This is a genomic window from Mycolicibacter sp. MU0102 (assembly GCF_963378105.1).
Lineage (GTDB): Bacteria > Actinomycetota > Actinomycetes > Mycobacteriales > Mycobacteriaceae > Mycobacterium > Mycobacterium holstebronense.
This window is the reverse complement of sequence record NZ_OY726398.1, coordinates 183,581-206,565: the sequence shown is the minus strand read 5'-3', so window position 1 is coordinate 206,565 and position 22,985 is coordinate 183,581. Positions and strand designations below refer to the sequence as shown.

18 protein-coding genes and 1 pseudogene are annotated in these 22,985 nt (G+C 68.0%); 9 read left to right on the top strand and 10 right to left on the bottom strand.

The genetic code is table 11. From position 1 onward, the window contains the following. The first annotated feature begins 40 nt into the window (after positions 1–40). Positions 41–796 carry a hypothetical protein gene (locus tag RCP37_RS00990; RefSeq protein WP_308485206.1) on the top strand — a complete coding sequence of 252 codons (756 nt, stop codon included), beginning with the start codon at positions 41–43 and terminating at the stop codon, positions 794–796. A gap of 8 nt (positions 797–804) precedes the next feature. Here the strand turns inward: RCP37_RS00990 and RCP37_RS00985 are convergent, their stop codons facing one another. Both RCP37_RS00985 and RCP37_RS00980 read right to left on the bottom strand, forming a co-directional pair. Further along, positions 805–1,299, bottom strand: coding sequence for a hypothetical protein (locus RCP37_RS00985; RefSeq protein WP_308485205.1), 495 nt, complete (start codon positions 1,297–1,299; stop codon positions 805–807). 72 nt (positions 1,300–1,371) lie between these two features. Continuing rightward, positions 1,372–1,956 (bottom strand): annotated as a pseudogene (locus RCP37_RS00980) (diiron oxygenase); the annotation flags it as partial. 133 nt (positions 1,957–2,089) lie between these two features. Between RCP37_RS00980 and RCP37_RS00975 the strand changes: the two are divergent. Continuing rightward, positions 2,090–3,343 carry a metal-dependent hydrolase family protein gene (locus RCP37_RS00975; protein WP_308485204.1) on the top strand — a complete coding sequence of 418 codons (1,254 nt, stop codon included), beginning with the start codon at positions 2,090–2,092 and terminating at the stop codon, positions 3,341–3,343. 15 nt (positions 3,344–3,358) lie between these two features. Here RCP37_RS00975 and RCP37_RS00970 read toward each other — a convergent pair whose 3' ends face one another. The 3 genes from RCP37_RS00970 to RCP37_RS00960 are packed head-to-tail and all read right to left on the bottom strand — an operon-like array spanning position 3,359 to position 6,722. Further along, positions 3,359–5,194 (bottom strand): acyl-CoA dehydrogenase, encoded by a 1,836-nt coding sequence (locus RCP37_RS00970; protein WP_308485203.1) that lies wholly within the window; start codon positions 5,192–5,194, stop codon positions 3,359–3,361. Positions 5,195–5,244: 50 nt separating this feature from the next. Next, a complete protein-coding gene (locus RCP37_RS00965) occupies positions 5,245–5,871 on the bottom strand; it encodes a S1 family peptidase (RefSeq protein WP_308485202.1) in 627 nt (208 codons plus the stop codon). Continuing rightward, on the bottom strand, positions 5,871–6,722 hold the full coding sequence (locus RCP37_RS00960; protein ID WP_308485201.1) for an arylamine N-acetyltransferase family protein: 852 nt from the start codon (positions 6,720–6,722) through the stop codon (positions 5,871–5,873). The genes RCP37_RS00965 and RCP37_RS00960 overlap by 1 nt, the downstream gene beginning before the upstream one ends. Before the next feature lie 88 nt (positions 6,723–6,810). Here RCP37_RS00960 and RCP37_RS00955 point away from each other — a divergent pair, with 88 nt between their 5' ends. Together RCP37_RS00955 and fadD12 are read left to right on the top strand one after the other, a co-directional pair. Then, on the top strand, positions 6,811–7,632 hold the full coding sequence (locus RCP37_RS00955; RefSeq protein ID WP_308485200.1) for a 1-acyl-sn-glycerol-3-phosphate acyltransferase: 822 nt from the start codon (positions 6,811–6,813) through the stop codon (positions 7,630–7,632). Positions 7,633–7,637: 5 nt separating this feature from the next. Continuing rightward, positions 7,638–9,272 (top strand): acyl-CoA ligase FadD12, encoded by a 1,635-nt coding sequence (fadD12, locus tag RCP37_RS00950; RefSeq protein WP_308485199.1) that lies wholly within the window; start codon positions 7,638–7,640, stop codon positions 9,270–9,272. A 3-nt stretch (positions 9,273–9,275) separates the two neighbouring features. On the opposite strand, the gene RCP37_RS00945 is transcribed toward fadD12, so the two are convergent. Beyond that, positions 9,276–10,694 carry a WS/DGAT/MGAT family O-acyltransferase gene (locus tag RCP37_RS00945; RefSeq protein ID WP_308485198.1) on the bottom strand — a complete coding sequence of 473 codons (1,419 nt, stop codon included), beginning with the start codon at positions 10,692–10,694 and terminating at the stop codon, positions 9,276–9,278. 44 nt (positions 10,695–10,738) lie between these two features. Continuing rightward, positions 10,739–11,971 (bottom strand): alpha/beta hydrolase, encoded by a 1,233-nt coding sequence (locus RCP37_RS00940; protein ID WP_308485197.1) that lies wholly within the window; start codon positions 11,969–11,971, stop codon positions 10,739–10,741. Between the two features lie 89 nt (positions 11,972–12,060). Here RCP37_RS00940 and RCP37_RS00935 point away from each other — a divergent pair, with 89 nt between their 5' ends. From RCP37_RS00935 to RCP37_RS00925, 3 genes are read left to right on the top strand one after another with little or no spacing between them, the layout of a single operon-like run. Beyond that, on the top strand, positions 12,061–12,957 hold the full coding sequence (locus RCP37_RS00935) for an alpha/beta hydrolase (protein WP_308485196.1): 897 nt from the start codon (positions 12,061–12,063) through the stop codon (positions 12,955–12,957). 2 nt (positions 12,958–12,959) lie between these two features. Next, positions 12,960–14,018 carry an acyl-CoA dehydrogenase family protein gene (locus tag RCP37_RS00930; protein WP_308485195.1) on the top strand — a complete coding sequence of 353 codons (1,059 nt, stop codon included), beginning with the start codon at positions 12,960–12,962 and terminating at the stop codon, positions 14,016–14,018. Between the two features lies 1 nt (position 14,019). Next, a complete protein-coding gene (locus tag RCP37_RS00925; RefSeq protein ID WP_308485194.1) occupies positions 14,020–15,177 on the top strand; it encodes an acyl-CoA dehydrogenase family protein in 1,158 nt (385 codons plus the stop codon). Positions 15,178–15,200: 23 nt separating this feature from the next. Here the strand turns inward: RCP37_RS00925 and RCP37_RS00920 are convergent, their stop codons facing one another. Beyond that, positions 15,201–16,169 carry a MaoC family dehydratase gene (locus RCP37_RS00920; RefSeq protein WP_308485193.1) on the bottom strand — a complete coding sequence of 323 codons (969 nt, stop codon included), beginning with the start codon at positions 16,167–16,169 and terminating at the stop codon, positions 15,201–15,203. 27 nt (positions 16,170–16,196) lie between these two features. Here RCP37_RS00920 and RCP37_RS00915 point away from each other — a divergent pair, with 27 nt between their 5' ends. Beyond that, positions 16,197–17,348 (top strand): acyl-CoA dehydrogenase family protein, encoded by a 1,152-nt coding sequence (locus tag RCP37_RS00915; protein WP_308485192.1) that lies wholly within the window; start codon positions 16,197–16,199, stop codon positions 17,346–17,348. Between the two features lie 74 nt (positions 17,349–17,422). On the opposite strand, the gene RCP37_RS00910 is transcribed toward RCP37_RS00915, so the two are convergent. Next, positions 17,423–19,750, bottom strand: coding sequence for a PGRS repeat-containing protein (locus RCP37_RS00910; RefSeq protein ID WP_308485191.1), 2,328 nt, complete (start codon positions 19,748–19,750; stop codon positions 17,423–17,425). A 277-nt stretch (positions 19,751–20,027) separates the two neighbouring features. On the opposite strand from RCP37_RS00910, the gene RCP37_RS00905 reads away from it, so the two are divergent. Then, the gene (locus tag RCP37_RS00905) at positions 20,028–21,365 is read left to right on the top strand and encodes a PGRS repeat-containing protein (RefSeq protein WP_308485190.1); all 1,338 of its coding nucleotides are present in this window, start codon (positions 20,028–20,030) and stop codon (positions 21,363–21,365) included. Between the two features lie 21 nt (positions 21,366–21,386). Here RCP37_RS00905 and fadD4 read toward each other — a convergent pair whose 3' ends face one another. Continuing rightward, positions 21,387–22,928, bottom strand: a complete 1,542-nt coding sequence (gene fadD4 / locus RCP37_RS00900) for a fatty-acid--CoA ligase FadD4 (protein ID WP_308485189.1) — start codon at positions 22,926–22,928, stop codon at positions 21,387–21,389. Between the last annotated feature and the right edge of the window lie 57 nt (positions 22,929–22,985).

Here is a 22,985-nt window from a genome sequence, read left to right as displayed (position 1 = left end):
CTTGCCGTTGCCACAACGGTAAGCCCCTATACTGCCGTGCGTGGGCGTGCTGGTGTGGTTTGCACCCTGGGCGGTGTATTGGGTGCTGGTGGGAAATGCGCCGCCGGTGATCGCGGCGGCGGTGGCGCTGACTGTCGCGTTCACCGTCGCGGTCAGCAGCCGCGACGCGTCGGCACGGCCCGTGAGTATCGGTGCCGTTGCGACGTTCGCGGTGCTGGCGGTGCTGCCGCCGGCGTTCACCGGGGCGCAACCCCGGCTGCTGGCGTTGAGTTTCGCCGGACTGCTCGCGACGCTGCTCGCCAGCATGGTTCTGGGCAGATCCGTGGTGGAAGCCGTCGTGAAGGCGGATCTGCCGGCGGCAGTGGCGCAATCCGACCTGTTCGGCCCCATCGTGAATCGGGTGAGGTGGATCTGGCTGGGCGCTGTGACGGCAACATTCGTCTCGGCGGTAATCGCCGCGATCCTGTTGCCCGACGCCGGCACGCCGCTGAGCTACCTGTGCTCCTGGGTCATTCCGTTCGCGGTCCTGGCCGCGGCGGCGATCGCATCGCGCATCCTGTCGGATCGCATGACCGCCGGCTTCGGCGATGCGGTCCGCAAGACCAGCTTTGTCGCCTTCGTCGACCTGGAGATCGACCAGCTGTACTACCTGGCCACCGAACACGCCAACCGTGAACTAGGCCCCGGCGAACAGGCCTACAACGTCACCGTCGGCACCAAGGGAACACCGCTGTCAGGCGACGACACCCGGGTGTCGTGGCCGTCCACCTACAAGGTTCGGCAGCGCCGCAGCTGAGTCGGGGCTCAGCCGTCGAGCCGGCGCCGTCGGCGGTGCTCGATGCAGCGCCCTACCTGGGCGCGGTAGAAGTCTTCGTCGCGCCCGCCGGCGGTGTACAGCCGCGCACCGAGCCGGTCCCGCAGCTCATCAAGATCCACCTCATCGGTGGTGGCGTTGGCCAGCACCCAGTCGACGGCAGCTTCGCTGCCCTGTTCTCGGCAGATCCGCTCGGCCTGTTTGGCGGCGGCGCGCTTGCGAAACCTGGCGAACCCGCGCCTGCTCCAAGCGCGTAGCTCCAGGGCTTCCAGGTCGAGCAGTTCGCGCAACACCGACAGCGGCCCGTCCGGCAGGGTCTTGAACGGTGCTGCATCGACGAAAGTCAGTGCACCGCCGGGACGGCGGATGCCCTCGATATCGGGTTCAACCACGACTGCGCCGCGACCCTTGGCCAGCTCATGGGCCCACCGAACGATGGCGTAGCCGCGATCGGGTAGCCGGTACTTCCGGGTGTGGGTGTCCACGGTCCACCTTTCCGGGTCGACCCAGATGGCACAGGGCGCCGGCCACCCGCCTTCGGACACCGTACCGACGCGTCAGCTGATGGGTCGTCCGTCGCGGTCGACGTGGCACAGCGTTCGCCACGGCTTGGGGATGGCGCCCGCTCGCAGCGCGCCACCTTCGAGCAGCGCTTTCAACACCGGCCGGACGGCCTCGTGCAGCAGTTCACGACGCTGCGGCAGCCGGCGCACCGCCCGCCAGGTGCGCCATTTCGGCAACCCCACCCTGCCATATACACCGGGGTGGACCAGCTCGTGGAACAGTTCCCGCAGAATCAGCGGCGCCAAATAACGGACCGCAAAGCGGTCACCCCAGGTGGTGTCGGCCCAGATCTCGGGGATGCGCAGCCGAGCGAAGGACAGGTGCCGGGCTTCCTCTTGACGGTGGTAGCGGTTAACGGCGGCCAGGAACGGGTCGGTGTCCGGATGCTCTGCGGCGCGCTTCTGCATCAGGTCCGGGATTTCCTCGCCGCCGAGCACCAGCGTGGTGAACAACGCCGGCCGGCGGACGAGCGCGAAATCGGCGCGGAGCTCCAACCAGCGGCCCAGCCGCCCGCGGGGGACAAAGGGACTGCGGGCCTTCGGCTGCAACTGGTCGATCACCCGCAGGAACAGCCGGGAATGCCGGGTCTCCGTCGCTCAATCGATGGCGTAGTCATGGTCGGGCAGCCGATACTTTCTGGTGTGGGTGTCCACCGCCTCGGGCGTAACAGGCCAGCGAGACGGGTTAGTGGGACCCGAGGAGGCGACCACGATGAGCCCAACGACCTTGATCACCGGCGCCGACGTGTGGGACGGAGTCTCGGACACGGCGACACCGCGCCAGGTACTGGTGGCCAACGGGCGGATACAGCAGGTCGCTGAGGCGGTCGACCCCCCGGCGGATGCCCAGGTGGTGAATCTGACCGGGCACACCCTGACACCCGGATTCATCGACTGCCACACCCACGTCACGGTGATACCACCGGTCAGGCCGGCCCTGGCCGCCGACTCGAGCACCGCCAAGGCGTTGAAAGCACTGCCGGTGCTGCAGGCGTTGCTGCACAACGGTTTCACCACCGTGCGCGACCTCGGGTGTGCGGACCTGGACTACCCAACAATCGGCCTACGGGACGCGGTGGCATCCGGCATTGTCGAGGGGCCACGGATGCTGGTGGCACCGCACCTGATCTCTGCGCGCGGGGGCCACGGCGATTTCAGCGGCCTGATGGCCGACGAGTATCAAGGCGCGTCACGGCCACTGGAACTCGCGGCAGCCGACGGCCCCGACGAGATCCGCACCAGGGTGCGCCAGGAAATTCGGGCCGGCGCCGACTGGATCAAGTTCGCGGCGACCGGCGGCTTTTCGTCTCCGTCGGATGACCCGGGTCACGCCACCTACAGCCAAGACGAGATGGACACGCTGGTCGCCACTGCCACCGATCTGGGCATCCCGGTCACCCCGCACAGCTACGGCGACGACGGCATCCGGCGGGCGGTGCGCGCCGGAGTGCGCAGCATCGAGCACGGGAACCTCGCCTCAGCAGCAGCCTTACGCATGCTGGAGGATGCCGGCGTGTTTCTGGTGCCGACCCAGTACGCGATCCTGTTCGGCACCCGACTGGCCGACGACGATCCGTTCTGGGCCATGGTCCCCGACTATGCCCGTCGCAAATTCGAAAAGTATCGCGGCGCATTACTGGACACCGCCGAACGGTTGGCGGCCAGCAACGTCCGGATCGCGTTCGGCACCGACGCGGGCATGTTCCCCCATGACGAGAACTGGCGCGAGTTTCCGATGATGGTCGCCACCGGCATCACCCCGCTGCGCGCCCTGCGAGCCGCGACCAGCGTGGCAGCCGAACTGCTTCGACTCGACGACCTCGGCGTGATCGCCGAGGGCAAGATCGCCGATCTAGTTGCCATGCCAGGTAACCCGTTCACCGACATCGAGGTGACCGGCCAAGTCGATTTCGTCATGAAAGACGGTGTGGTCTATAAACATCCGACTCAAGCAGAGGCATCGTGACCCAGCGCAGGCGCTTTAGAACGCGTCCTCAGCGAGTTCCATCAACGCGAGGTCCTCGCTTTCCACGATGCGCCGATCCGCGCCGAGCCGGGGTAAAACGTTGGCCCCGAAGAACTTTGCCGCCGCCACCTTTCCCCGATAGAAATGCTGCTCGTCGCCCGACGCTCCTTGGTCCAGCGCCGTCAGCGCCACCTCGGCCTGACGCAGCAGCAGCCAGCCGATCACCAGATCGCCGACGGCCAGCAGGAACCGGACCGAGCCCAAACCCACCCGATAGAGCTCTTTGGCCTCCTGCTGTGAGCTGAACATGTATCCGGTCATGGCGGCCACCATCGCCCGCACATCGTCGAGCGCGGCGGCCAGCAGCTTGCGCGAGTCGACCAGGTCCGGGTGACCGTCGGCGCTGTCGAGAAACTCCTCGATCTGGCCGACCAGGTGCGTCAAAGCCACGCCGCGGTCGCGGGCGATCTTGCGAAAGAAGAAGTCCTGCGCCTGAATCGCGGTGGTGCCCTCATACAGCGAATCGATCTTGGCGTCGCGGATGTACTGCTCGATCGGGTAGTCCTGAAGGAAACCCGAGCCGCCGAATGTCTGCAGCGATTCAGTCAGGTACTGGTAGGCCCGTTCCGATCCGACGCCCTTGACGATCGGAAGCAGCAAGTCGTTGACTCGCTCGGCCAGCTCGGCGTCGGCGCCCGAGACCTGCATTGCGACTTGCGGATTCTGGTGGGCGGCGGTGTAGAGGTACAGCGCGCGCATGCCCTCGGCGTAGACCTTCTGCATCATCAGGGCGCGCCGCACATCCGGGTGGTGGATGATGGTCACCCGCGGCGCGGTCTTATCGGTCATCTGGGTCAGATCGGCCCCCTGAATGCGTGTCTTGGCGTACTCCAGGGCATTGAGATAGCCGGTGGACAGCGTGGCGATCGCCTTGGTTCCCACCATCATTCGCGCATATTCAATGACGTGGAACATCTGCGCGATGCCGTTGCGGGTGTCGCCGACCAGCCACCCTTTCGCCGGAGTGCCGTGTTGGCCGAAGGTCAGTTCGCAGGTGGTCGAAACCTTCAGTCCCATCTTGTGTTCCAAACCGGTGACAAATACCCCGTTGCGTTCGCCGGGCTCCCCGGTCTCGGGATCCGGCAAGAATTTGGGCACCAGAAACAGGCTGAGCCCCTTGGTTCCCGGCCCGGCGCCCTCGGGGCGGGCCAGGGTCATATGCATGATGTTCTCGAACAGGTCGTCGCTGTCGCCGTTGGTGATAAACCGCTTGACGCCGTCGATGTGCCAACTGCCGTCGGGCTGCTCGATGGCTTTTGTTCGCCCCGCCCCGACATCGGAACCGGCGTCCGGTTCGGTAAGCACCATAGTGGCGCCCCAGTTCCGATCGATCGCCATGGCAGCCCAGTGCCGCTGCTGTTCATTTCCCAGCGCGTAGAGGATGTTGGCAAAGACCGGGCCGGCCATGAACATGTACACGGCCGGATTGGCGCCCAGCACCAGCTCGGCGATCGCCCACGACACCATCGCCGGCGCCGGGACACCGCCGACGTCTTCGCACAGCCCGATCCGGAACCACTCGCCGGCCTGCCAGGCCCGCAGCGATTCCTTGAAGGGTTCTGGCAGCGTCACATGGTGGGCGGCCGGGTCGAACACCGGCGGATGGCGATCGCTGGCGGCAAACGACTCGGCTACCGGCCCCTCGGCCAGCCGGGCGGCTTCGGCCAGCATCTGGCGCACCGTTTCGCCGTCGAGGTCTCCGAACGCGCCGTCAGCCAGGCATTGCTCCAGCCCCAGCAGTTCGAACAGATTGAATTCCAGGTCGCGCACATTGCTCTTGAAGTGACCCATGATTCCAGCATGCACCTTGACGATGCGCGGGTCGCCGGAATCGCAACGTTCTAACGGACCACGTGCAATCCCCATTGACGCAGGAACGGATCCAGCAGGACGAAGTCGGTGGAGTAGTCGTCGTCCACCGGTCCGCCCATCAGGATCCCGACCGCGCTGACGGTGCCGTCCGGGTTGACCACATAGCCGGGACTGCCGCTGTCGCCGATGGTGCTGTACACATCGGTCTCCACAAGGTTGCCGACGATGGCGCTGACCGGACCGCAGGTCTCACCGGTCTGGGCACCGATCTTGCAGATCTCCATCCCGACGTGAATCTGATCGGCAGTGAGCACATTGGCCACCGGGTAACGGCCCGCGATCCTGCCGTTGGGCCGGCCGGCGGCCGGGTCGAGCCTGATGATCGCGGCGTCGCGGTCCTCGCCGTTGTTCTCACTCGCAGTGATCCGGCCCAGCGGCGTCTCGAAGACGTCGGTCCACTGCGACCCGTCGTGCGAATCGCAGTGACCGCTGGTCAGCAGGTAGTAGCCGCCGGCGTCGTCCTGGGTGAGAAAGCCCGCTGTGCAGCTGCTGTTGTCGTCCAGCAACTCAATACCCGGCATCGGTGCGGCCGACGCGACGCCGGCGAAGGCCAGCCCCGCGGCCGCCACAGCGCCCGCCAACGCGATCTTGACCATCAGGTGTCCAGCACCGATGCGACTTTGGCCTCGACGTCGCCCAACCCCGCCAGGTCGATGCCGAAGCGATCGGTCAGGGCCGTACACACCTGTGCGGCGTCGTCGAACCGAATCCGCTCGGTGCCGCCGCCGGCGTGGATGGCGAGGTTGCGGCCGCGCAGGTTCCAGCGGGCATCGTCGGTCACCAGCGCCGCACTGAGGCCCACGACGAAGTTCGACTCGGGGTAGGTGGACACGTACCAACTGCCCACCTGCATGTCGATCAGCGGCCGTGGCTGCAGCGCCAGGATGTACAACGGCCGCCAGCGCTCGCCGATCAGCGTCTCCAACACCAACTCGTCGGCACCGCTCCCACGCCGACACAGCCGAAACGGCTCATGGGACGTCTGCTGAACTTCGTCGAGGACCATGGGGATCGGAGCCGTGGGCGTCTGCCCGCCGAATCCCACGTCGACGAGATAGGGCTGCTCTGATCCCGGAATCCTCACCGCCAAGGCCTGGTGGGTCTGAGGATGCGGCGGCCCGTCCAATCCCTCCGGGCTCATCCACACCACCCGCCCGGCCAGCCGCTCGACTCCGAAGCCGAGCGCGCACAGTACGTCGCGCATCAGATTGTTGTGCTCGTAGCAGTAGCCGCCGCGGCGTCGCGCCACCAGCTTGGCGCTCAGTGCCGCCGAGCTGAGGTCGATCACCGGCACACCCATGACGGGATCGAGATTCTCGAACGGGATGCGACGGACGTGCGCGGACACCAAGGCGGTGAGCGTCTCATGCGTCGGCTCGGTGCCACCGCGATAGCCGATGCGATCGAAGTACGCCTGCAGGTCGATGCGGAGCTCCCCTCGGGCCACTCGGAACAGTTTGCTGATGGTATCCACCAGCGGGTCTGAGCCGGTAATATGGGCAAAACTAGAACACGTTCCAATTGAGGGGGCCGCGGTGGACACGCCGGACAATGACTGGTCGGACGACGTTCCCCGGCCCATCACGAAATGGGACCCGGGGCTGACCGAACGGGTCATGGGCCTGTTGCGACCCTTCATCAAGGGCTACCACCGGGCCGAGGTGCGGGGCCTGGAGTCATTCCCCAACGGCGGCGCCCTGGTGGTCTCGAACCATTCCGGCGGCCTGTTTCCGATGGACGTCCCGGTGTTCGCCACCGGTTTCTACGAGAAGTTCGGCTACGAGCGCCCGGTCTACACGCTGAGCCACGACCTGATCTTCACCGGTTACACCGCCGACTTCTTCCGCAAGACCGGCTTCATCCCGGCCAACCACGCCAACGCCGACGAGGCGCTGCGCTCCGGCGGCGTGGTGGTGGTCTTTCCCGGCGGCGACTACGACGCCTACCGGCCCACGCGGGAGGTGAACAAGATCGACTTCGACGGCCGCAAGGGCTACATCCGCGCCGCGATCAACGCCGGCGTGCCGATCGTGCCGACGGTCGGGATCGGCGGCCAGGAAAGCCAGCTTTATCTCTCCCGCGGGGCCGGGCTTGCCAAAGCCCTGCGGCTGGACAAACTGATGCGGGTCAAGATTCTGCCGATCTCGTTCGGCTTCCCGTTCGGCCTGTCGGCGGTCCTGCCGGTCAACCTGCCGCTGCCCGCCAAGATCGTCATGCAGACGTGCGAGCCGATCGACATCATCGCGGAGTTCGGCGAGGACCCGGACATCGACGTCGTCGACGCGCACGTGCGTGCCGTCATGCAAAAGGCGCTGGACAAGCTGGCCAGCGAACGCCGTCTGCCGATCTTGGGCTGAACGGGATGGGCCTATTCGACTCGCTCAACCGGGTCGGCTCGATGCTGGTGACCTTCAGCCGGGCCGGGCTGTTGGCACCCATGCGCCCGGACAAATACCTGCGGATCGCCGCCGCGGCCGCCGCTGAAGGCGGTACCACCACTACCGGGATCGCCATGGCGGCCCAGCGGTGCGGCGATCGCGCGGCGATCATCGACGAGCGCGGTATGTGTACCTACGCCGAGCTCGACCGGCGCTGTAACGCGCTGGCCGCCGGTCTGCAACGGCTTCCCGGACGGACGCCTCGGGCGATCGCGCTGATGTGTCGAAACCATCGCGGCTTCATCGAGGCGCTGGCGGCCGCCAACCGGATCGGCGCGGATGTGCTGCTGCTCAACACCAGCTTCGCCGGACCGGCGTTGGCCGAAGTCGTCGCCCGTGAAGGCGTTGACCTGATCTTCTACGACGAAGAGTTCACCGCCGCAGTGGATCTGGCCGTGCCGGTCGACTCGGGCTGCACGCGGGTGGTGAGCTGGACCGACAGTAAGGTTCCCGGCCTGACGGCAGACGACTTGATCGACGCCAACGCCGGACGTCGACCGGCCAAAGCGGCGCGGAGCGGCAAGCTGGTCATGCTCACCTCCGGAACCACCGGCACCCCCAAGGGGGCGCGGCGCTCCGGACGCGGCGGAGGCGGGATCGCCGACCTGCAAGCGATTTTCGACCGAATCCCCTGGCACACCGAGGAAACCGTGGTGATCGCCGCGCCGATGTTCCACGCCTGGGGGTTCTCCCAGCTGGCGTTGGCGCTCACCATGGCCTGCACGATCGCCACCCGACGGAAGTTCGACCCCGAAGCCACCCTGGAACTCATCGAGTCCAACCGCGCGGCCGGACTGTGCGTCGTACCGGTGATGTTCGACCGGATCATGGCGCTGCCGGACGAGATTCGATCCCAATACCCCTGCAAGTCACTGCGGTTCGCGACGGCGTCTGGTTCGCGGATGCATCCCGACGTGGTGACGGCGTTCATGGACACCTTCGGCGATGTGGTCTACAACAACTACAACGCGACCGAAGCCGGCATGATCGCACTGGCGACACCGCAGGACCTGCGCTACTCCCCCGACACCGCCGGCCGCCCGGCACCGGGGAGCGAGATCCGGATCCTGGATGCGGATTTCGCCGAGGTTCCGGTCGGGGTGACCGGGCAGATCTTCGTCCGCAACTCCTCGCAGTTCGACGGCTACACCGGCGGCGACTCGAAGATGTTCCACGACGGTTTCATGGCATCCGGCGACTTGGGCCACTTCGACGACACCGGAAGGCTTTTCGTGGTCGGCCGGGATGACGAGATGATCGTCTCCGGGGGCGAGAACGTCTACCCGATCGAGACCGAGAAGGCGTTGATCACCCATGGTGCCGTCGCCGAGGCCGCGGTGATCGGTGTCGACGACGCCGACTACGGGCAACGGCTGGTGGCCTTCGTGGTGTTGACGCCCGGAACCTCGGCGTCGCCCGACGAACTGAAACAGCACGTCCGGGAGAATCTGGCCGGGTACAAGGTTCCGCGCGACATCACCATCCTGAAGGCGTTGCCGCGCAACAACACCGGCAAGGTACTGCGACGCGAACTTCAGGAGCTGGCGGCGTCCGACTGAGACCTAAGCCGGCGCCATCGCGGTCTCGACGGTTGTCAGCTGCTCGGAAAGTCCAGCGGCACGGCGGATGTCGACGAACTCGTTGACCAGAGCATTGGTCACCTCATGCGGATCTTCAACGGTGACACCGTCAGTCAGCACCGAGATATTGAGCTGGTCCACGTAGCTCCACACCGTGATGTTCAGGCCACTGCCGGCGGTCAACGGCCCCACCGAGTAGATCTCGGTGACCAGCGCACCGCCGACCCTGCCGCGCTCCCGCGGACCGGGAACATTGGAGATGTTGAGGTTGAGAACCTTGTTCTGGCCGTCCTTACCCGACAGCCACCGGAACAATGACTCCGCGGGCGCCGGCGGCAGGTACGCCGACCACCGGCTGACCAGCTCCGGCCCGACCAAGTGGTGGGCCTCCTTGGCCAGATCAGCCGCCTCCCGGGCCTTTGCGATCCGATCCCGAACGTCGGCCACATCGACCGGCAAGGCCACCAGCACTCCGGAGAACCGATTGCCGGAGATCCGGTCGGCGGAGAAGTCGAAGCTCATGGGCACCGACGCCAACAGCGGGTGATCCGCCTTCCCGTCGTAGCGCAGCAGCAGCGTGCGCAACGCCCCGGCCGAGATGGCCAGCACCAGGTCGTTGATGGTGATCCCCAACTGTTTGCTGGTCGCCTTGATATCGGCCAGCGCCAGCGTTGCGGTGGCGAAGCGGCGTTCGGGTGTGAGCACGTGGTTGATGAAGCTCGGCGGCGGGGTGAACGGCCGGGTCAGGTCGGCGGAGAGTTTGCGGCTGCTGCGCCGGACCCGACCGATGCCGGCTGCGGTATAGCCGATGGTCGCCGGGATCTTGCCCATCTGCCGGAAATGATCGCGGAACGCCGAGCGCACCAGCTGCCCGCCGGTGGGGGCGGGATCGGTTTCGTAGGAGTCACGCTCGTTTGGCCCACCGGCCACCAGATCCATCCCGCGAGCCATCAGATTCGCCGATGCGATCCCGTCGGCCAGGGCGTGGTGGATCTTGCCGACCACCGCGATCCGGTTGTTTGCCAGGCCGTCGATGAAGTACATCTCCCACAGCGGGCGGCTACGGTCCAGTGCCGTGCTGCCGATCTCGCCGATGGCCTCATCGAGTTCGCGGCGCCCACCCGGAGCGGGCAGCGACCACGGCCGGATGTGATACGCCAGGTCGACTTCGCAGTTCTCCCGCCACATCGGATGGTGGAACTTACCGGGGATGTCCACCAGCTGGTACCGGAACGGATCCAGCTTGTAGAGCCGACCGTGGATCACCCGCCGAAAAGCCTCGACGTCGAACCCGTGCCGATCGGAATCCAGCTCGATCACCGCGATCTTGAGAGTGTGCATGTGCACGTTCGCCGTCTCGCTGTACAGCAGAACCGCATCCCACCCGGTGAGCCGCTTCACCCCACACCCCTCGCCATGCAGGGACCATACCGCGGCGGGCGGGTTCAGATGATCTGTTTGCTCCCGACCGTGGTGCGGTCGCGGTGAATCTGGTTGAGAAACAAACCGATTGCCGTGCTCACCGCACCGGTGCGGGCCCCGTCGGTCATGTCGAAACCGTGCCCTGCACCCGGCAGCTCCAGGTAGCCGACCTTGGAACGTGACACCGCCCGCAGTCGGTCGGTGAAGCTACGCGCCTGCTGGACCGGGATGACGGTGTCGGCGCTGCCGTGCACCACCAGGAAGGGCGGCGCATCCAGATGCACCCGTGCGATCGGGGAAGCCTGCCGGTAAATGTCGCGATGGCGCCGCATCGAGCGACCGACCACCACCCGCTCCAAGAAGTCGACGAACGCCACCCGTTCGGGGGTGGAGCGGTCCTCCCAGTCGTAGCGGCCGTAGATCCCCACCACGGCGTCCACCGAGGTGTCCCCACCGGCCGGCAGTTGATCGGCGAATTCGGCGTCGCGGACCGCATTGCCGGTCAGCCCGGCCAGGGCGGCTAGATGCCCGCCGGCCGAAGCGCCCGCCACGGCAACGAAATTGCGGTCGCCGCCGAATTTATCGACGTTGGCGTGCGCCCAGGCGATCGCGGTCTTGACGTCCACGATGTGGCTCGGCCACCGGTTGTGGGGGGCGACCCGGTAGTCGATCGACAGGCACACCCAGCCCTGCTCGGCCAGGTGGGACAGCAGCGCATAACCCTGCAAGAGCCGGCTGCCGTGCACCCAGGCACCACCGGGGACGTAGATCAGCACCGGTGCAGGCCCGTCGGGCAGCTCGCGGGACCGCCACACATCGAGCACCTGCGCGGGGTCGCTGCCGTACTGCACGCCGGAGCGATAGATGTGCCGGCGGTGCTGCAACGCCTTCACCACCGGCGGCGCCTGTTCCGGCTGGGGCCAGTCGATGTCGAGGTCGGCTGCCGCGACCACCCCGCGCAGCGCGGCATCGCTGACCACAGGGGTCTGCTCGCGCTCCTGCTTGCGGGCGGCGGCGGCCCCTGGCGCCAGCCAGGACTTGGTGGCGCTGGAGAAGAATTCCGGCATGTGGCGCGTGCCCCATACCCCCATCGCGGTCATCCCGCCCAGGGGTTCCAGGTGCTTGCCGACCACCGGCAAGGACGCTGAGGCGACGCTGAGCGCCAGCAGGTAGTCGCTCGGCCGAGCTCGCATCAGCCAACGCAGCCGGCCGGCCAGGTCGAGCCCGGTCTCCGGGGTCTGCGATCGTCCCGTCATTGGCGCAGGGTACCGCGTTTGGGTTCGGAGGCGGTTGCAATCCGGTGGGTTGACGACGCCGCCGATCCGGCGCCGGTAATACTGAGCCGATGGTAAGCAGCGGGTTCCATCCAGATCTGCGCAGAACTGCCCGGTTCCTTCCGCGTGGCGGGATCGGGCGTCGGACGCTGCCGGTGCTGCAGGCACTCACCGGGGTGCAGGGCCGGCGCACCCCCGGCGACGTCGAGGTCTTGGGCCTGCCCTCGGGCGCAGGCGTCCGGATCTTTCGGCCGCCGAATCGCGCCGCCGATCCGGCACCGGCATTGCTGTGGATTCACGGCGGCGGCTACGTCATCGGCACGGCCGCCCAGGATGACCGCCTCTGCCGCAGGTTCAGCGCCGAACTGGGTGCCACGGTCGCGTCGGTGGACTACCGACTGGCGCCGCAGAACCCTTATCCCGCCGCGTTGGAGGACTGCTGGGCGGCGCTGACCCGGCTCGCTGAGCTGCCCGGGGTCGATCCGGCCCGGATCGCGATCGGCGGCGCCAGTGCCGGTGGCGGGTTGGCTGCCGCGCTGGCGCAGTTGGCCGCCGACCGCGGGGAGGTCTCCCCCGTGCTGCAGCTGCTGGTGTACCCGATGCTCGATGATCGCAGCGCGGCGCTGCCGGCCAATCGGAGCTACCGATTGTGGAATCCGCGGAGCAATCTGTTCGGCTGGACCGCGTATCTGGGCGACGCGGATCCGCAGGTCGCAGTGCCGGCACGGCGTGCGGACCTGAGCGGGCTGGCGCCGGCCTGGATCGGAGTGGGCACCTTGGATCTGTTTCACGACGAGGATCTGGCCTACGCGCAGCGACTGCGTCAAGCCGGTGTGCCCTGCGAGGTCGAGACCGTCGAGGGGGCATTCCACGGGTTCGACCTGTTGATGCCCAAAGTCGCGGTGTCACGGGCCTTCTTCGCCTCCCAGTGCGCGAGCCTGCGGAACGCCTTCGGCCGGAGGGCCTGACGGTGGCAGGCTCCAGCCCCGAAGAACGGCGGGCCCTGCGCGGCGCGGTCGCGGAGTTGATGACCAAACGCTCGCCCGACGACGATGCCTGGTCCGAGTTGGCGGCGATGGGTCTGCTGGGCCTGTTGGTGCCCGAGCAGTATGGCGGCGCCGGTGCCGGATTGGTCGAGGTAGGCGTAGTAGCCGAAGAGCTGGGTCGGGTCCTGTTCTCCGGCCCGTACTTGTCGACGGCGGTGCTTGCGGTCAATCTTCTTATGGCAGTGGATGACCCGGCGCAACACGAGGCGGTGTTGCCGGCGATTGCCGCCGGGCGCACCCGGGTCGCGGTTGCCTTCGCCGAGAGCGATTCGACCCGTCCACCCGCGATACCGGCCACCACGGCGCGCGACGGACTGGTCTCCGGCGAGAAGCGGTTCGTCCTCGACGCGGACACCGCCGACCTGCTCTACGTGCTGGCTGACTCCGAGGACGGACCCGGAATCTTCGCTGTCGATCCGGCCGGGCCGGGCGTGACGGTGGAGCCGCTGACCACCGTCGATCCCTCCCGACGATTGTGTCTGGTCCGGTTGGCAGACGCTCCGGCGACGGCGGTCGGCTCGGCCGCAGCCGGCGTCGCCGCATTGAACTCCGCGCTGGACCGTTCCGCGGTGGCACTGCTCGGGGAGCAGGCGGGTGCCGCCCGGTTCGCCATGGAGATGGCGCGCGACTACGCCAAGACCCGCTTCCAATTCGGCCGGGCTATCGGCAGTTTCCAGGCCGTCAAGCACATGTGCGCCGACATGTTGTTGGAGGCCGAGTCGGCGGTGACGGCCGCTCGCCATGTGGCTGCGGCGGGCGCCGACGGATCTGCCGACTGGACCGCGGATCTGGCACTGGCCCAGGCGTATTGCTCGGATGCCTTTGTCTTTGTTGGCGCCACCAACATTCAGGTGCACGGCGGAATCGGGTTCACCTGGGAACATCCCGCGCACCGGTATCTGCGCCGGGCGCGCAGCGATGCCCACCTGTTCGGCAGCCCCTCCTGGCACCGGGAACGCTACCTGCAAGAGATCGGAGCGTGAGATGACGCTGCCCGACCCCAACGACGAACTTCGCGGTGAAGTCCGCGACTGGCTGGCCGCCAACTGGTCACCCGGAACCGACCGTGCCACCTACGCCGCGGCGATTCTCGCCGCCGGATGGACCGCTCCGAGCTGGGAGCCGGACTGCTACGGCCGCGGCCTGACCGACCGTCAATCCCGCGTGGTGGCAGCCGAATTCGCTGCAGTCGGCGCTCCGGGGACTGGCCATGACCGGGCCGACCTGTTCGCCTGCACCATCCACGACCGCGGCTCGCACGAGCAGAAGCACAGGCTGCTGCCGCCGGCGCTGCGTGGCGAGACCAAGTCGTGCCTGCTCTACAGCGAACCCGGCGCGGGATCGGATCTGGCCGGCCTGCGCACCCGAGCCGAGCGTGACGGTGACGACTGGATCATCAACGGGCAGAAGGTCTGGACGTCGTTCGCGACCACCGCCGACTACGGCATGCTGGTGGCGCGCACCAATCCGGACGTGCCCAAGCACAATGGAATCACCTTTTTCATGCTCCCGATGCGCCAGCCCGGCGTGGAAGTCCGGCCGATCCACCAGATCACCGGTGAATCAGAGTTCAATGAGGTGTTTCTGACCAACGCCCGGGTTCCCGACGCCAACCGGATCGGGGAACCGGGCGAAGGATGGTCGGTGTTGCAGGTCGCGCTGGGCTACGAGCGTCGGCTGATGGGCGACGTCGCACGCACCGCACGCCGCAAGGAGAAGTCCAGCGGCCTGGTCGAATTGGCCCGCGATGCCGGTTGTCTTGGCGACTCGCACATTCGCCAGGAGATCGCCCGCATACAGGCGCTGACCACGGTGAACCGCTGGAATAATCAGCGGGCCAAAACCAGCGCCGATCGCGCCGAGTCGGCCACCCTGCTGGCACTGGGCAAGATCGCGATGTCCCGCATCCTGCACGAGACTGCGCGGGTCCAGACCGAGATCGTCGGCGTCGAGTCGATGCTCTCCGGTCCGGACAATCCGGTCGGCGACGCGGTGACCTTCCGGGCGCTCAACGCCTACTTCACCTCGATCGGTGGTGGCACGGACCAGATTCAGCGCAACATCATCGGCGAGCGGGTGCTGGGCCTGCCCAAGGAGCCCGACCCGTACCGAGAGGCCCCGTTCCGCGACCTGCCGCACTAATTCATTGGCGAGCAGAGCTGCGCTCAGAACTGCAGGGCGGTGAAACGCCAGTCCAGTACCTGACGGTCCGCTTCACCGGCGGCACCGGCGGCGTAGACCAGCGACCGCAGCTCCAGCACGCTGTCGCGGGCGGATTCGACGTGCAGTTCGCTGTAGAGGGTGTCACCTTCGTGGACGGGCCCGGTGTGATCGCAGGACTGCCAGCCCAGCACCGTGACCAGGTTCGGCAGCAGCCGCGAGGCCTGGGCCAGCGCCAAGCCGATGGTGTGCCCGCCGTAGACCAACCGCTGCCCGGCAACCCGCGAATCATGGTGGGTGGCAGCGATGTTGAGGGTTAATCGGGCCAGCTCCGGGGCGGAGGAGACCACGTCGCCGGTGCTGGTCAGGACCGTACCGGCAAGACCGGGGTCGAAGTGCGGTCCCGGTACCCGCTGACGAAACTCCGCGGCGTCCCACTCGGCGGTCACGTCCGGCGGCACCGCGAGGCCCGCACCAATGGCAGAGAGGTCATCGCTGTGGCCAGTATCTGAGGCACCCGGACTTAGCGGCAGCATCGCGCAACGGTAGAAGTCGAGCACCAGCCGGTCCACCTGGTCGATGGTGGTGATCCGCAGTGCCACCAGACCGGTGGGTTCGCGCCCGGGCTTGGCTGAATTCTGCTTCAGTCCAACGACTTCAGTGCGGGTGAAAACGGTATCGCCGATCAGCGGATACCGGAAGAAGGCTAGGCCGCGGTAGAACAGGTTGGCTTTGACGCGCCGGGTGACCAGCGTGGACTGACCGATCGCGACGTCGCAGACCAGCCCGGGATGGGCCAGCGGCGTCGTCGCCCCGGTCACGGCCTGGGACAGTTCGGCGTCCAGCGGCAGCCGGAGCCGGTCCCCGAGAATCGCCTGATGCAGCGCGGCCGCACCGGCCGTCAGGGTCATCGCGGGAGCCTCGTCGAACACCTGACCGACCTGGAGCTCATCGAAGTAGGGGCCGCTGGTCACGGGAAAATCCTGACATACGGTGAACCGATGAACCACGAAGAGTCGATTCTGGTCGAAACCGTGCGTCAGTTCATCGACCGGGAGGTGAAGCCGACGGTCCGCGACGTCGAGCACGCCAACACCTACCCGGAGGCGTGGATCGAACAGATGAAGCACCTCGGCATCTACGGCCTGGCTGTTCCCGAGGAGTTCGGCGGTACCCCGGTGTCGATGCCGTGCTACGTACTGGTCACCCAGGAGCTGGCCCGCGGCTGGATGAGCCTGGCCGGGGCGATGGGCGGCCACACCGTGGTGGCCAAGTTGCTGACCCTGTTCGGTACCGATGAGCAGAAGCAGCGCTATCTGCCGGCGATGGCCACCGGGGCGCTGCGCGCCACCATGGCCCTGACCGAGCCGGGCGGCGGCAGTGACCTGCAGAGCATGACGACGTCCGCGGTGCCGTCGGCCGACCCGGAGACGCTGGTGATCAACGGGTCCAAGACTTGGATCTCCAATGCCCGCTATTCGGGATTGATTGCGCTGCTGGCTAAGACCGATCCGAAGGCCACGCCGCGGCACAGCGGTATCTCGGTGCTGCTGGTGGAGAATCCCAGCGCCGGCCTGACGATCTCACGCGACCTGCCGAAGCTGGGCTACAAGGGGGTGGAGAGCTGCGAGCTGAGCTTCGACGGCTGCCAGGTGCCGGCGGCGGCGGTGCTCGGCGGCACCCCCGGCAATGGCTTCGCCCAGATGATGAAGGGGCTGGAGACCGGTCGCATCCAGGTCGCGGCGCGGGCCCTGGGGGTGGCGACCGCCGCGCTCGAGGATGCACTCGCCTACGCCCAACAACGCGAGAGTTTCGGCCAGCCGATCTGGAAGCACCAAAGCGTGGGCAATTATCTGGCCGACATGGCGACCAAGTTGACGGCCGCCCGCCAGCTCACCCGGTATGCCGCGGAACGCTACGACAGTGGGCAGCGCTGCGACATGGAGGCGGGCATGGCCAAGTTGTTCGCGTCGGAAGCCGCGATGGAGATCGCGCTGAACGCGGTACGGATCCATGGCGGCTACGGCTACTCGACCGAGTACGACGTGGAACGCTACTTCCGGGATGCACCGCTGATGATCGTCGGCGAGGGAACCAACGAGATACAACGCAATGTGATTGCAGCACAACTGGTTTCCCGCGGCGGGATCTAGCCGCTACGCCAGCCTATCCGCCACAAAGAACACCCCGCACGATTCGTGCGGGGTGTTCTTTGTGGGCTGTCCTACTACGGGACAACGACGCCCGGGGTGCCGTCCTGGCCCGCGTCGCCCGCGGCGGGGCCGGCGCCCGCGGCGCCCCCGGCGCCTTCAGCACCACCGGTGCTGCCGGTTCCTGGGGTGTCGCCGGCGCCACCGTTGAGGCCGTCGTCGCCCAGGTGCGGGGTGATGACGTCGCCGCCGTCACCGCCGGTGCCGCCGTTACCACCGGTGTTGGCACCGGCACCGCCGGCACCACCGTCACCACCGGCTCCACCGTGGACATTGTCAATCGGGCCAGAGGACGAGTCGTTGGAGGTGGTGTTCCAGTCCGGGTCACCCCAACGAATGTTGCTGCCGTTGCCGCCGTTTCCACCGGTACCGCCGTCGCCACCGACGCCGCCGGAGCCGTCGGCGTTCGCCAGGCCGACGCCGCCGGAGCCACCGGCGCCACCGTCACCGCCGTGGGCGCCACCCGCGTTCGGGTCGCTACCGCCGTTGCCGCCGTTGCCGCCGGTACCGCCGGTGGCACCCGAGCCGCCGTTGCCACCGGCTCCACCGGTACCGGCCGAGCCCTGCGGGCCCAGGGTCCCGGAGCCGGCCGGGCCCTCCACGGATGCCTGGCCGGTGACGTCGGCGATGTCGCCGCCGCTACCACCGTTACCGCCGTCGCCGCCGTCACCGATCTGGCCGTCGCTGCCGTTGGCCGCACCGGAACCAGCCGCGCCACCGTTACCGCCGGCGCCACCGGAGCCACCGTTGCCGGGGGCGTTGTAGAGGCCGTGCACGGAATCGGTCGTCCCGTGAATCGAGGCACTGCCGTGGCCGCCGTCGCCACCGTCGGAGCCGGCACCGCCGACACCGCCGTTGCCGCCATTGCCGGCGGTCCCGCCGCCGTTTCCGCCGGCGCCACCGTTACCGCCGGCAGCGCCGCTACCGCCACTGGTAGCTGAGATGTCTGGCGGGGTGCCGCCATCGCGGTAGCCGTTGACACCGTCGCGGCCGTCGGTCGCAGCCGAGGCGGCGCCGCCGTTGCCACCGTTTCCGCCGTCGCCGTCGGCACCGGCAGCGCCCACGGTGGCACCGGTTCCACCGGCTGCGCCGCCGGCCGCCGCGGCACCGCCGTTACCTCCCGTGCCACCGTTACCACCGGCGGCACCGTTGGCGCCGACGCCGTTCACCGCCAAGCCGGCAGCGCCGGTACCGCCGTCGCCACCGAGGCCGCCGTTACCACCGAGGCCGCCGTCGCCGTTGACACCGACCATGCCGTTGGCGGAGCCGCCGTTACCGGCAGCACCACCGACACCGCCCTTGCCGCCGACGGCACCGTTGCCACCGTTGCCGCCGCCGGCGCCGTCTCCAGAACCGTTGTTGGCGAAGGTGCCACCGTCACCGGCCGCGCCGTTGCCGCCACTGCCGCCGGCGCCACCGACACCGCCCGCGCCGCCGTTGCCTCCGATGCCGACATAGGAGGAGCCGGCGCCGCCAGCGCCACCGTTGCCGGCGTTGCCACCGGCCACACCGTCACCCCCGGCGCCCCCGGAACCGCTTCCCGCGGAGCCGTTGGTACCGGTCCAGCCGGCGCCGCCGGCCCCACCGTTGCCGCCGTTGCCCCAGGCGCCCATGCCTAAGAGGTCCTGGGCCTGACCCGACGAGCCACCGTTGCCGCCGTTACCCGCGTCCAACGTGGCGGTGCCGTTACCGCCGGCGCCACCGTCGCCGCCGTTGCCCCACATCTCGCCGCCGTGGCCCCCGTTTCCGCCGTCGGCGCCCAGGCCGCCCACGCCTCCGTCACCGCCGTTTCCGATACCGCCGGCGTGCCCGCCGTTACCACCGGCAATGCCCTCGAGGTTCGAGGCCCAGCCGTTACCGCCGTCGCCGAACCACAACCCGCCGGCCCGGCCGTCCACGCTGGTCTCGGTGCCGTCCGCGCCGTTGCAGATCATCCCGCAGAAGCCATCGGTGAACGGCGCGAAGAGCTGGTTGACCACACCGTTAACGCTCGATCCGAAGTCGCTGTTGATCCAGTCCTGCATCATGGCGTGCAGCGGGAGGTAGAAGCTGTCCTGCCACATCTGGGCAAAGTCAGCGTCGTACAGGCCACCGTCGGCAGCGCCCGGGACACCCCACGCGGAGACGTCGAACAGGTCGAATCCCGTGGTGTTGCTGTCGCCGACGCCGAACATGTCCCAGAACGCGTCGAGGCCGAAGTCGTCGGCCTGCGCAGACGGAGCGGCCGCCAGGGGCGCCATTCCGAACGCCAAGAAGGCCCCGACCGAGGCTGCCGCCCCGATCGCACGGTCGCGTCGCCGCGCTGCCGATTGAGTGTTCTGACTACCGCGCCGAATATGTGCCACCGTTGGCCCGCCCCTTCTGAACTTGACTAAGACTTTGTTTGGGCTTAAGAGAATCTGTGCCCGTCCCCCTACAGTGCTTGACGGTAGCCTTCAAGCCGACCGTTGTCCACATGAACATACGGTAAAGTGCTATAAAGTCATACCAATGGGTTGGTTTAGTAGCCTAGGGAGACCATGAGTCATTTCTCGGCTACGGACCGAACTGCTGCAAAAGGTCCAGCCGGACGGGCGCCTTCCGCCCGCTTCGCGCGACGCGCTCCCGAAAGGTTGCTCAGTAATGCCGCTTCACCGCAGTAAGGCCACGCGACGGACCGTTCCCGCGCTGGCAGCACTGGCCGCGTTCGGCCTGGCTCCGATCGGTTCGGCCCCTGGCGCACGCGCGGACGAGTTCGATTGGATCGCCGATCTGCTCAACCCGCTTCTCGGCTTGACGGACCAAGACACGGGCGCATCGACCGCGGGCCTGGCCTGGCTGGATCCCACTGTTTGGAGCTTGGCGAGCCCAGATCCCAGCGGCAGCGACGTGCTGGCGCTGGCCGCCGACGCCTCCGGTACGGCCGGTCTCTACGAGTGGCTGCACGAGTCCATGCAGGACTGGCTCGACAGTCCGGCCGGCCAGTTGTTCGACAACCTGGTAAACCCACTGTTCGCACCGCTGGCCGACGGCGGCTGCGGAGTGATCTGCAACGGTGCCGATGGGACCGCGGACCACCCAGACGGTGGTTCCGGCGGCCTGTGGTTCGGCGACGGGGGTAACGGTTGGTCGTCGACCCTCGCGGGTGTCGCTGCTGGTAACGGCGGCAATGCCGGCCTGTTCGGCAACGGCGGTGACGGCGGCGCAGGTGGGCTGGGCGCCGACGGCGGTAGCGGCGGCAATGGCGGCGAAGTGTGGGGCAACGGCGGCAATGGCGGGCACGGCGGCGAGGGCGCCGAAGACGGCGGTTCGGCCGGCAACGGTGGTAACGGCGGCGACAGCAACTACCTGTACGGCAGCGGGGGCGCCGGCGGTGATGGTGGCAACGGTGGCGCCGCCGTGGGCGACGGCAGGACGGCCGGGTCCGGAGGAAGCGGCGGCCGGGGAGGCGACGGCGGCCAGCTGGCCGGCGGCGGAGGCGCGGGCGGCATCGGGGGCCACGGCGGGTCGGCGACCGGCAACAGCACTGCCGGCGGGTCCGGGGGCAATGGAGGTGACGGCGGCAGAATCGGCGGCAGCGGCGACGCGGCCGGCGGCGGGCAGGGCGGTCACGGCGGCGACGGCGGCACGGCCACCGGAACCGGCAGCCGGGGCGGCCGCGGCGGTGACGGCGGGACCGGCGGCGGTGCCACCCCGGTGATAGTCGGCAGCAGCGGCAGCGACGGAGGCAACGGCGGTACGGCGGGCGACGGCGGCGACGCCCTTGGCGCCGCCGGGACCGGCGGGGCCGGCGGCCATGGCGGCGACGGCGGCCACGGGGTCGGCTTCGGCGGTGACGGCGGCAACGGCGGCGCGGGCGGCAATGGGGGCGACGGGTCTACCGCCGGTGCAGGCGGCCCTGGCGGCGCCGCCGGACCGGGCACCGTGCACGGGCAGGCCGGCAGTCAAGGCGCCCCCGGGCAGCCGGGCGACGCGTCCTAACCTCGCCGCGACGGGCCGGCATCACGCCGAATACTTGGCCACCAGTTCGTTCTTGTAGAGCTTGCCGGTGTCGGTGCGGGGCAACTGCTCCTCGAACGCGATCGACCGCGGACATTTGTAGTGCGCCAAGCGATTCCGCACCCAATCGAGTAGTTCCGCGGCGAACGCGGGCGTGGCGTCGGCCGGGTCGACGGTCTGCACGGCCGCCTTCACGCTCTGGCCCATCTCGTCGTCGGGGATCCCGAACACTGCGGCGTCCAACACCTTCGGGTGCGTGATGAGCAGGTTCTCCGCTTCCTGCGGGTAGATGTTCACCCCGCCGGAGATGATCATGTGGTGGCGCCGGTCGGTGAGGTACAGGTAGCCCTCGTCGTCGAGGTAGCCGACGTCGCCGACGGTCGTCCAGCCCTGCGCGTGGCGCGATTTCGCGGTCTTGTCCGGATCGTTGAGGTACTCGAAAGCGTTGCCGCCCTCGAAGTAGATCTCACCGGACTGCCCGGCCGGCAACTCGTTGCCGTCCTCGTCGAGAATGTGCACCGCACCGAACATCGCCTTGCCCACCGAGCCGGGGTGCTTGAGCCATTCGTCGGCACTGATCAGCGTGGAGCCGTGCGCCTCCGATGAGGCGTAGTACTCATCGACGATCGGCCCCCACCAGTCGATCATCTGCTGCTTGATCTCCACCGGGCACGGCGCGGCGGCGTGCATGACCCGCTTGAGGCTGGAGACGTCGTATGAGTCCCGCACGTCCGCAGGAAGTTTCAGCATCCGGGTGAAGTGCGCGGGCACGAACTGCCCGTGTGTGACGTGATAGCGCTGGATGGCGTCGAGTGCGGACTCGGCGTCGAACTTCTCCATGACGACGGTGGTCAGCCCGGCTGCCTGCACTTGCATCGACCACACCGACGGCGCGGTGTGATACAGCGGGGCGGGGCTCAGATAGACCGAACCCGGGCCCATCCATACCGAGACCAGCATCGCCATCAGTCCCGGCACCTCGGTCGGGGGCAGGTGCGGCAGCGGACGTTTGATGCCTTTGGGTCGCCCGGTGGTGCCCGACGAGTACTGCAGCAGATCACCCTCGATTTCGTCGTCGATAGGTGTATCCGGTTGGTCGGCAACACATTCCGGGTAACGCTGCCAGCCGTCCAGGTCGCCATCGGCGATCAGCAGCAGCTCGGGCAGGCCGGCCGGCTGGGGGTCCCTCCCGCTTGCGGGGGAGTATTCGGCCAGGTCCGCGCAGGTTTGGCGCAGCGCGGCCGAGCCGATGATCGCCTTGGCATTGCTGTTGTCGATGATGTACGCGGCTTCGGCAGCGGTGAGGTGGGTGTTGATCGGCACGTAGTACAGGCCGCTGCGCCGCGCCGCCCACATCGCGGCGTGGATGTGCTCGTTGTTCTCCATGATGATCGCGACGACGTCGCCCTCGACCAGCCCCGCGGCCCGGAAGAAGTGCGCCAACCGGTTCGCCCGGGCTTCCAACTCACCGAAGGTGACGACAGTGCCCGAGGGGTGCAGGATGACGGCCGGGTTCTCGGCATCGAGGTGTTCGCGAATCTGCATGGGCTGACTGTACTGGGGGCAAACTTGACGGCTGTCAAGTGGGGGCGTCAGTCACTT

Excerpts from the sequence above, each read along its gene's own strand:
- RCP37_RS00905 (WP_308485190.1), top strand. The coding sequence starts at position 20,028 with ATGCCGCTTCACCGCAGTAAGGCCACGCGACGGACCGTTCCCGCGCTG.
- RCP37_RS00975 (WP_308485204.1), top strand. The coding sequence starts at position 2,090 with ATGAGCCCAACGACCTTGATCACCGGCGCCGACGTGTGGGACGGAGTC.
- RCP37_RS00965 (WP_308485202.1), bottom strand. The coding sequence starts at position 5,871 with ATGGTCAAGATCGCGTTGGCGGGCGCTGTGGCGGCCGCGGGGCTGGCC.
- RCP37_RS00935 (WP_308485196.1), top strand. The coding sequence starts at position 12,061 with ATGGTAAGCAGCGGGTTCCATCCAGATCTGCGCAGAACTGCCCGGTTC.
- RCP37_RS00915 (WP_308485192.1), top strand. The coding sequence starts at position 16,197 with ATGAACCACGAAGAGTCGATTCTGGTCGAAACCGTGCGTCAGTTCATC.
- RCP37_RS00970 (WP_308485203.1), bottom strand. The coding sequence starts at position 5,194 with ATGGGTCACTTCAAGAGCAATGTGCGCGACCTGGAATTCAATCTGTTC.
- RCP37_RS00925 (WP_308485194.1), top strand. The coding sequence starts at position 14,020 with ATGACGCTGCCCGACCCCAACGACGAACTTCGCGGTGAAGTCCGCGAC.
- RCP37_RS00940 (WP_308485197.1), bottom strand. The coding sequence starts at position 11,971 with ATGACGGGACGATCGCAGACCCCGGAGACCGGGCTCGACCTGGCCGGC.
- fadD12 (WP_308485199.1), top strand. The coding sequence starts at position 7,638 with ATGGGCCTATTCGACTCGCTCAACCGGGTCGGCTCGATGCTGGTGACC.
- fadD4 (WP_308485189.1), bottom strand. The coding sequence starts at position 22,928 with ATGCAGATTCGCGAACACCTCGATGCCGAGAACCCGGCCGTCATCCTG.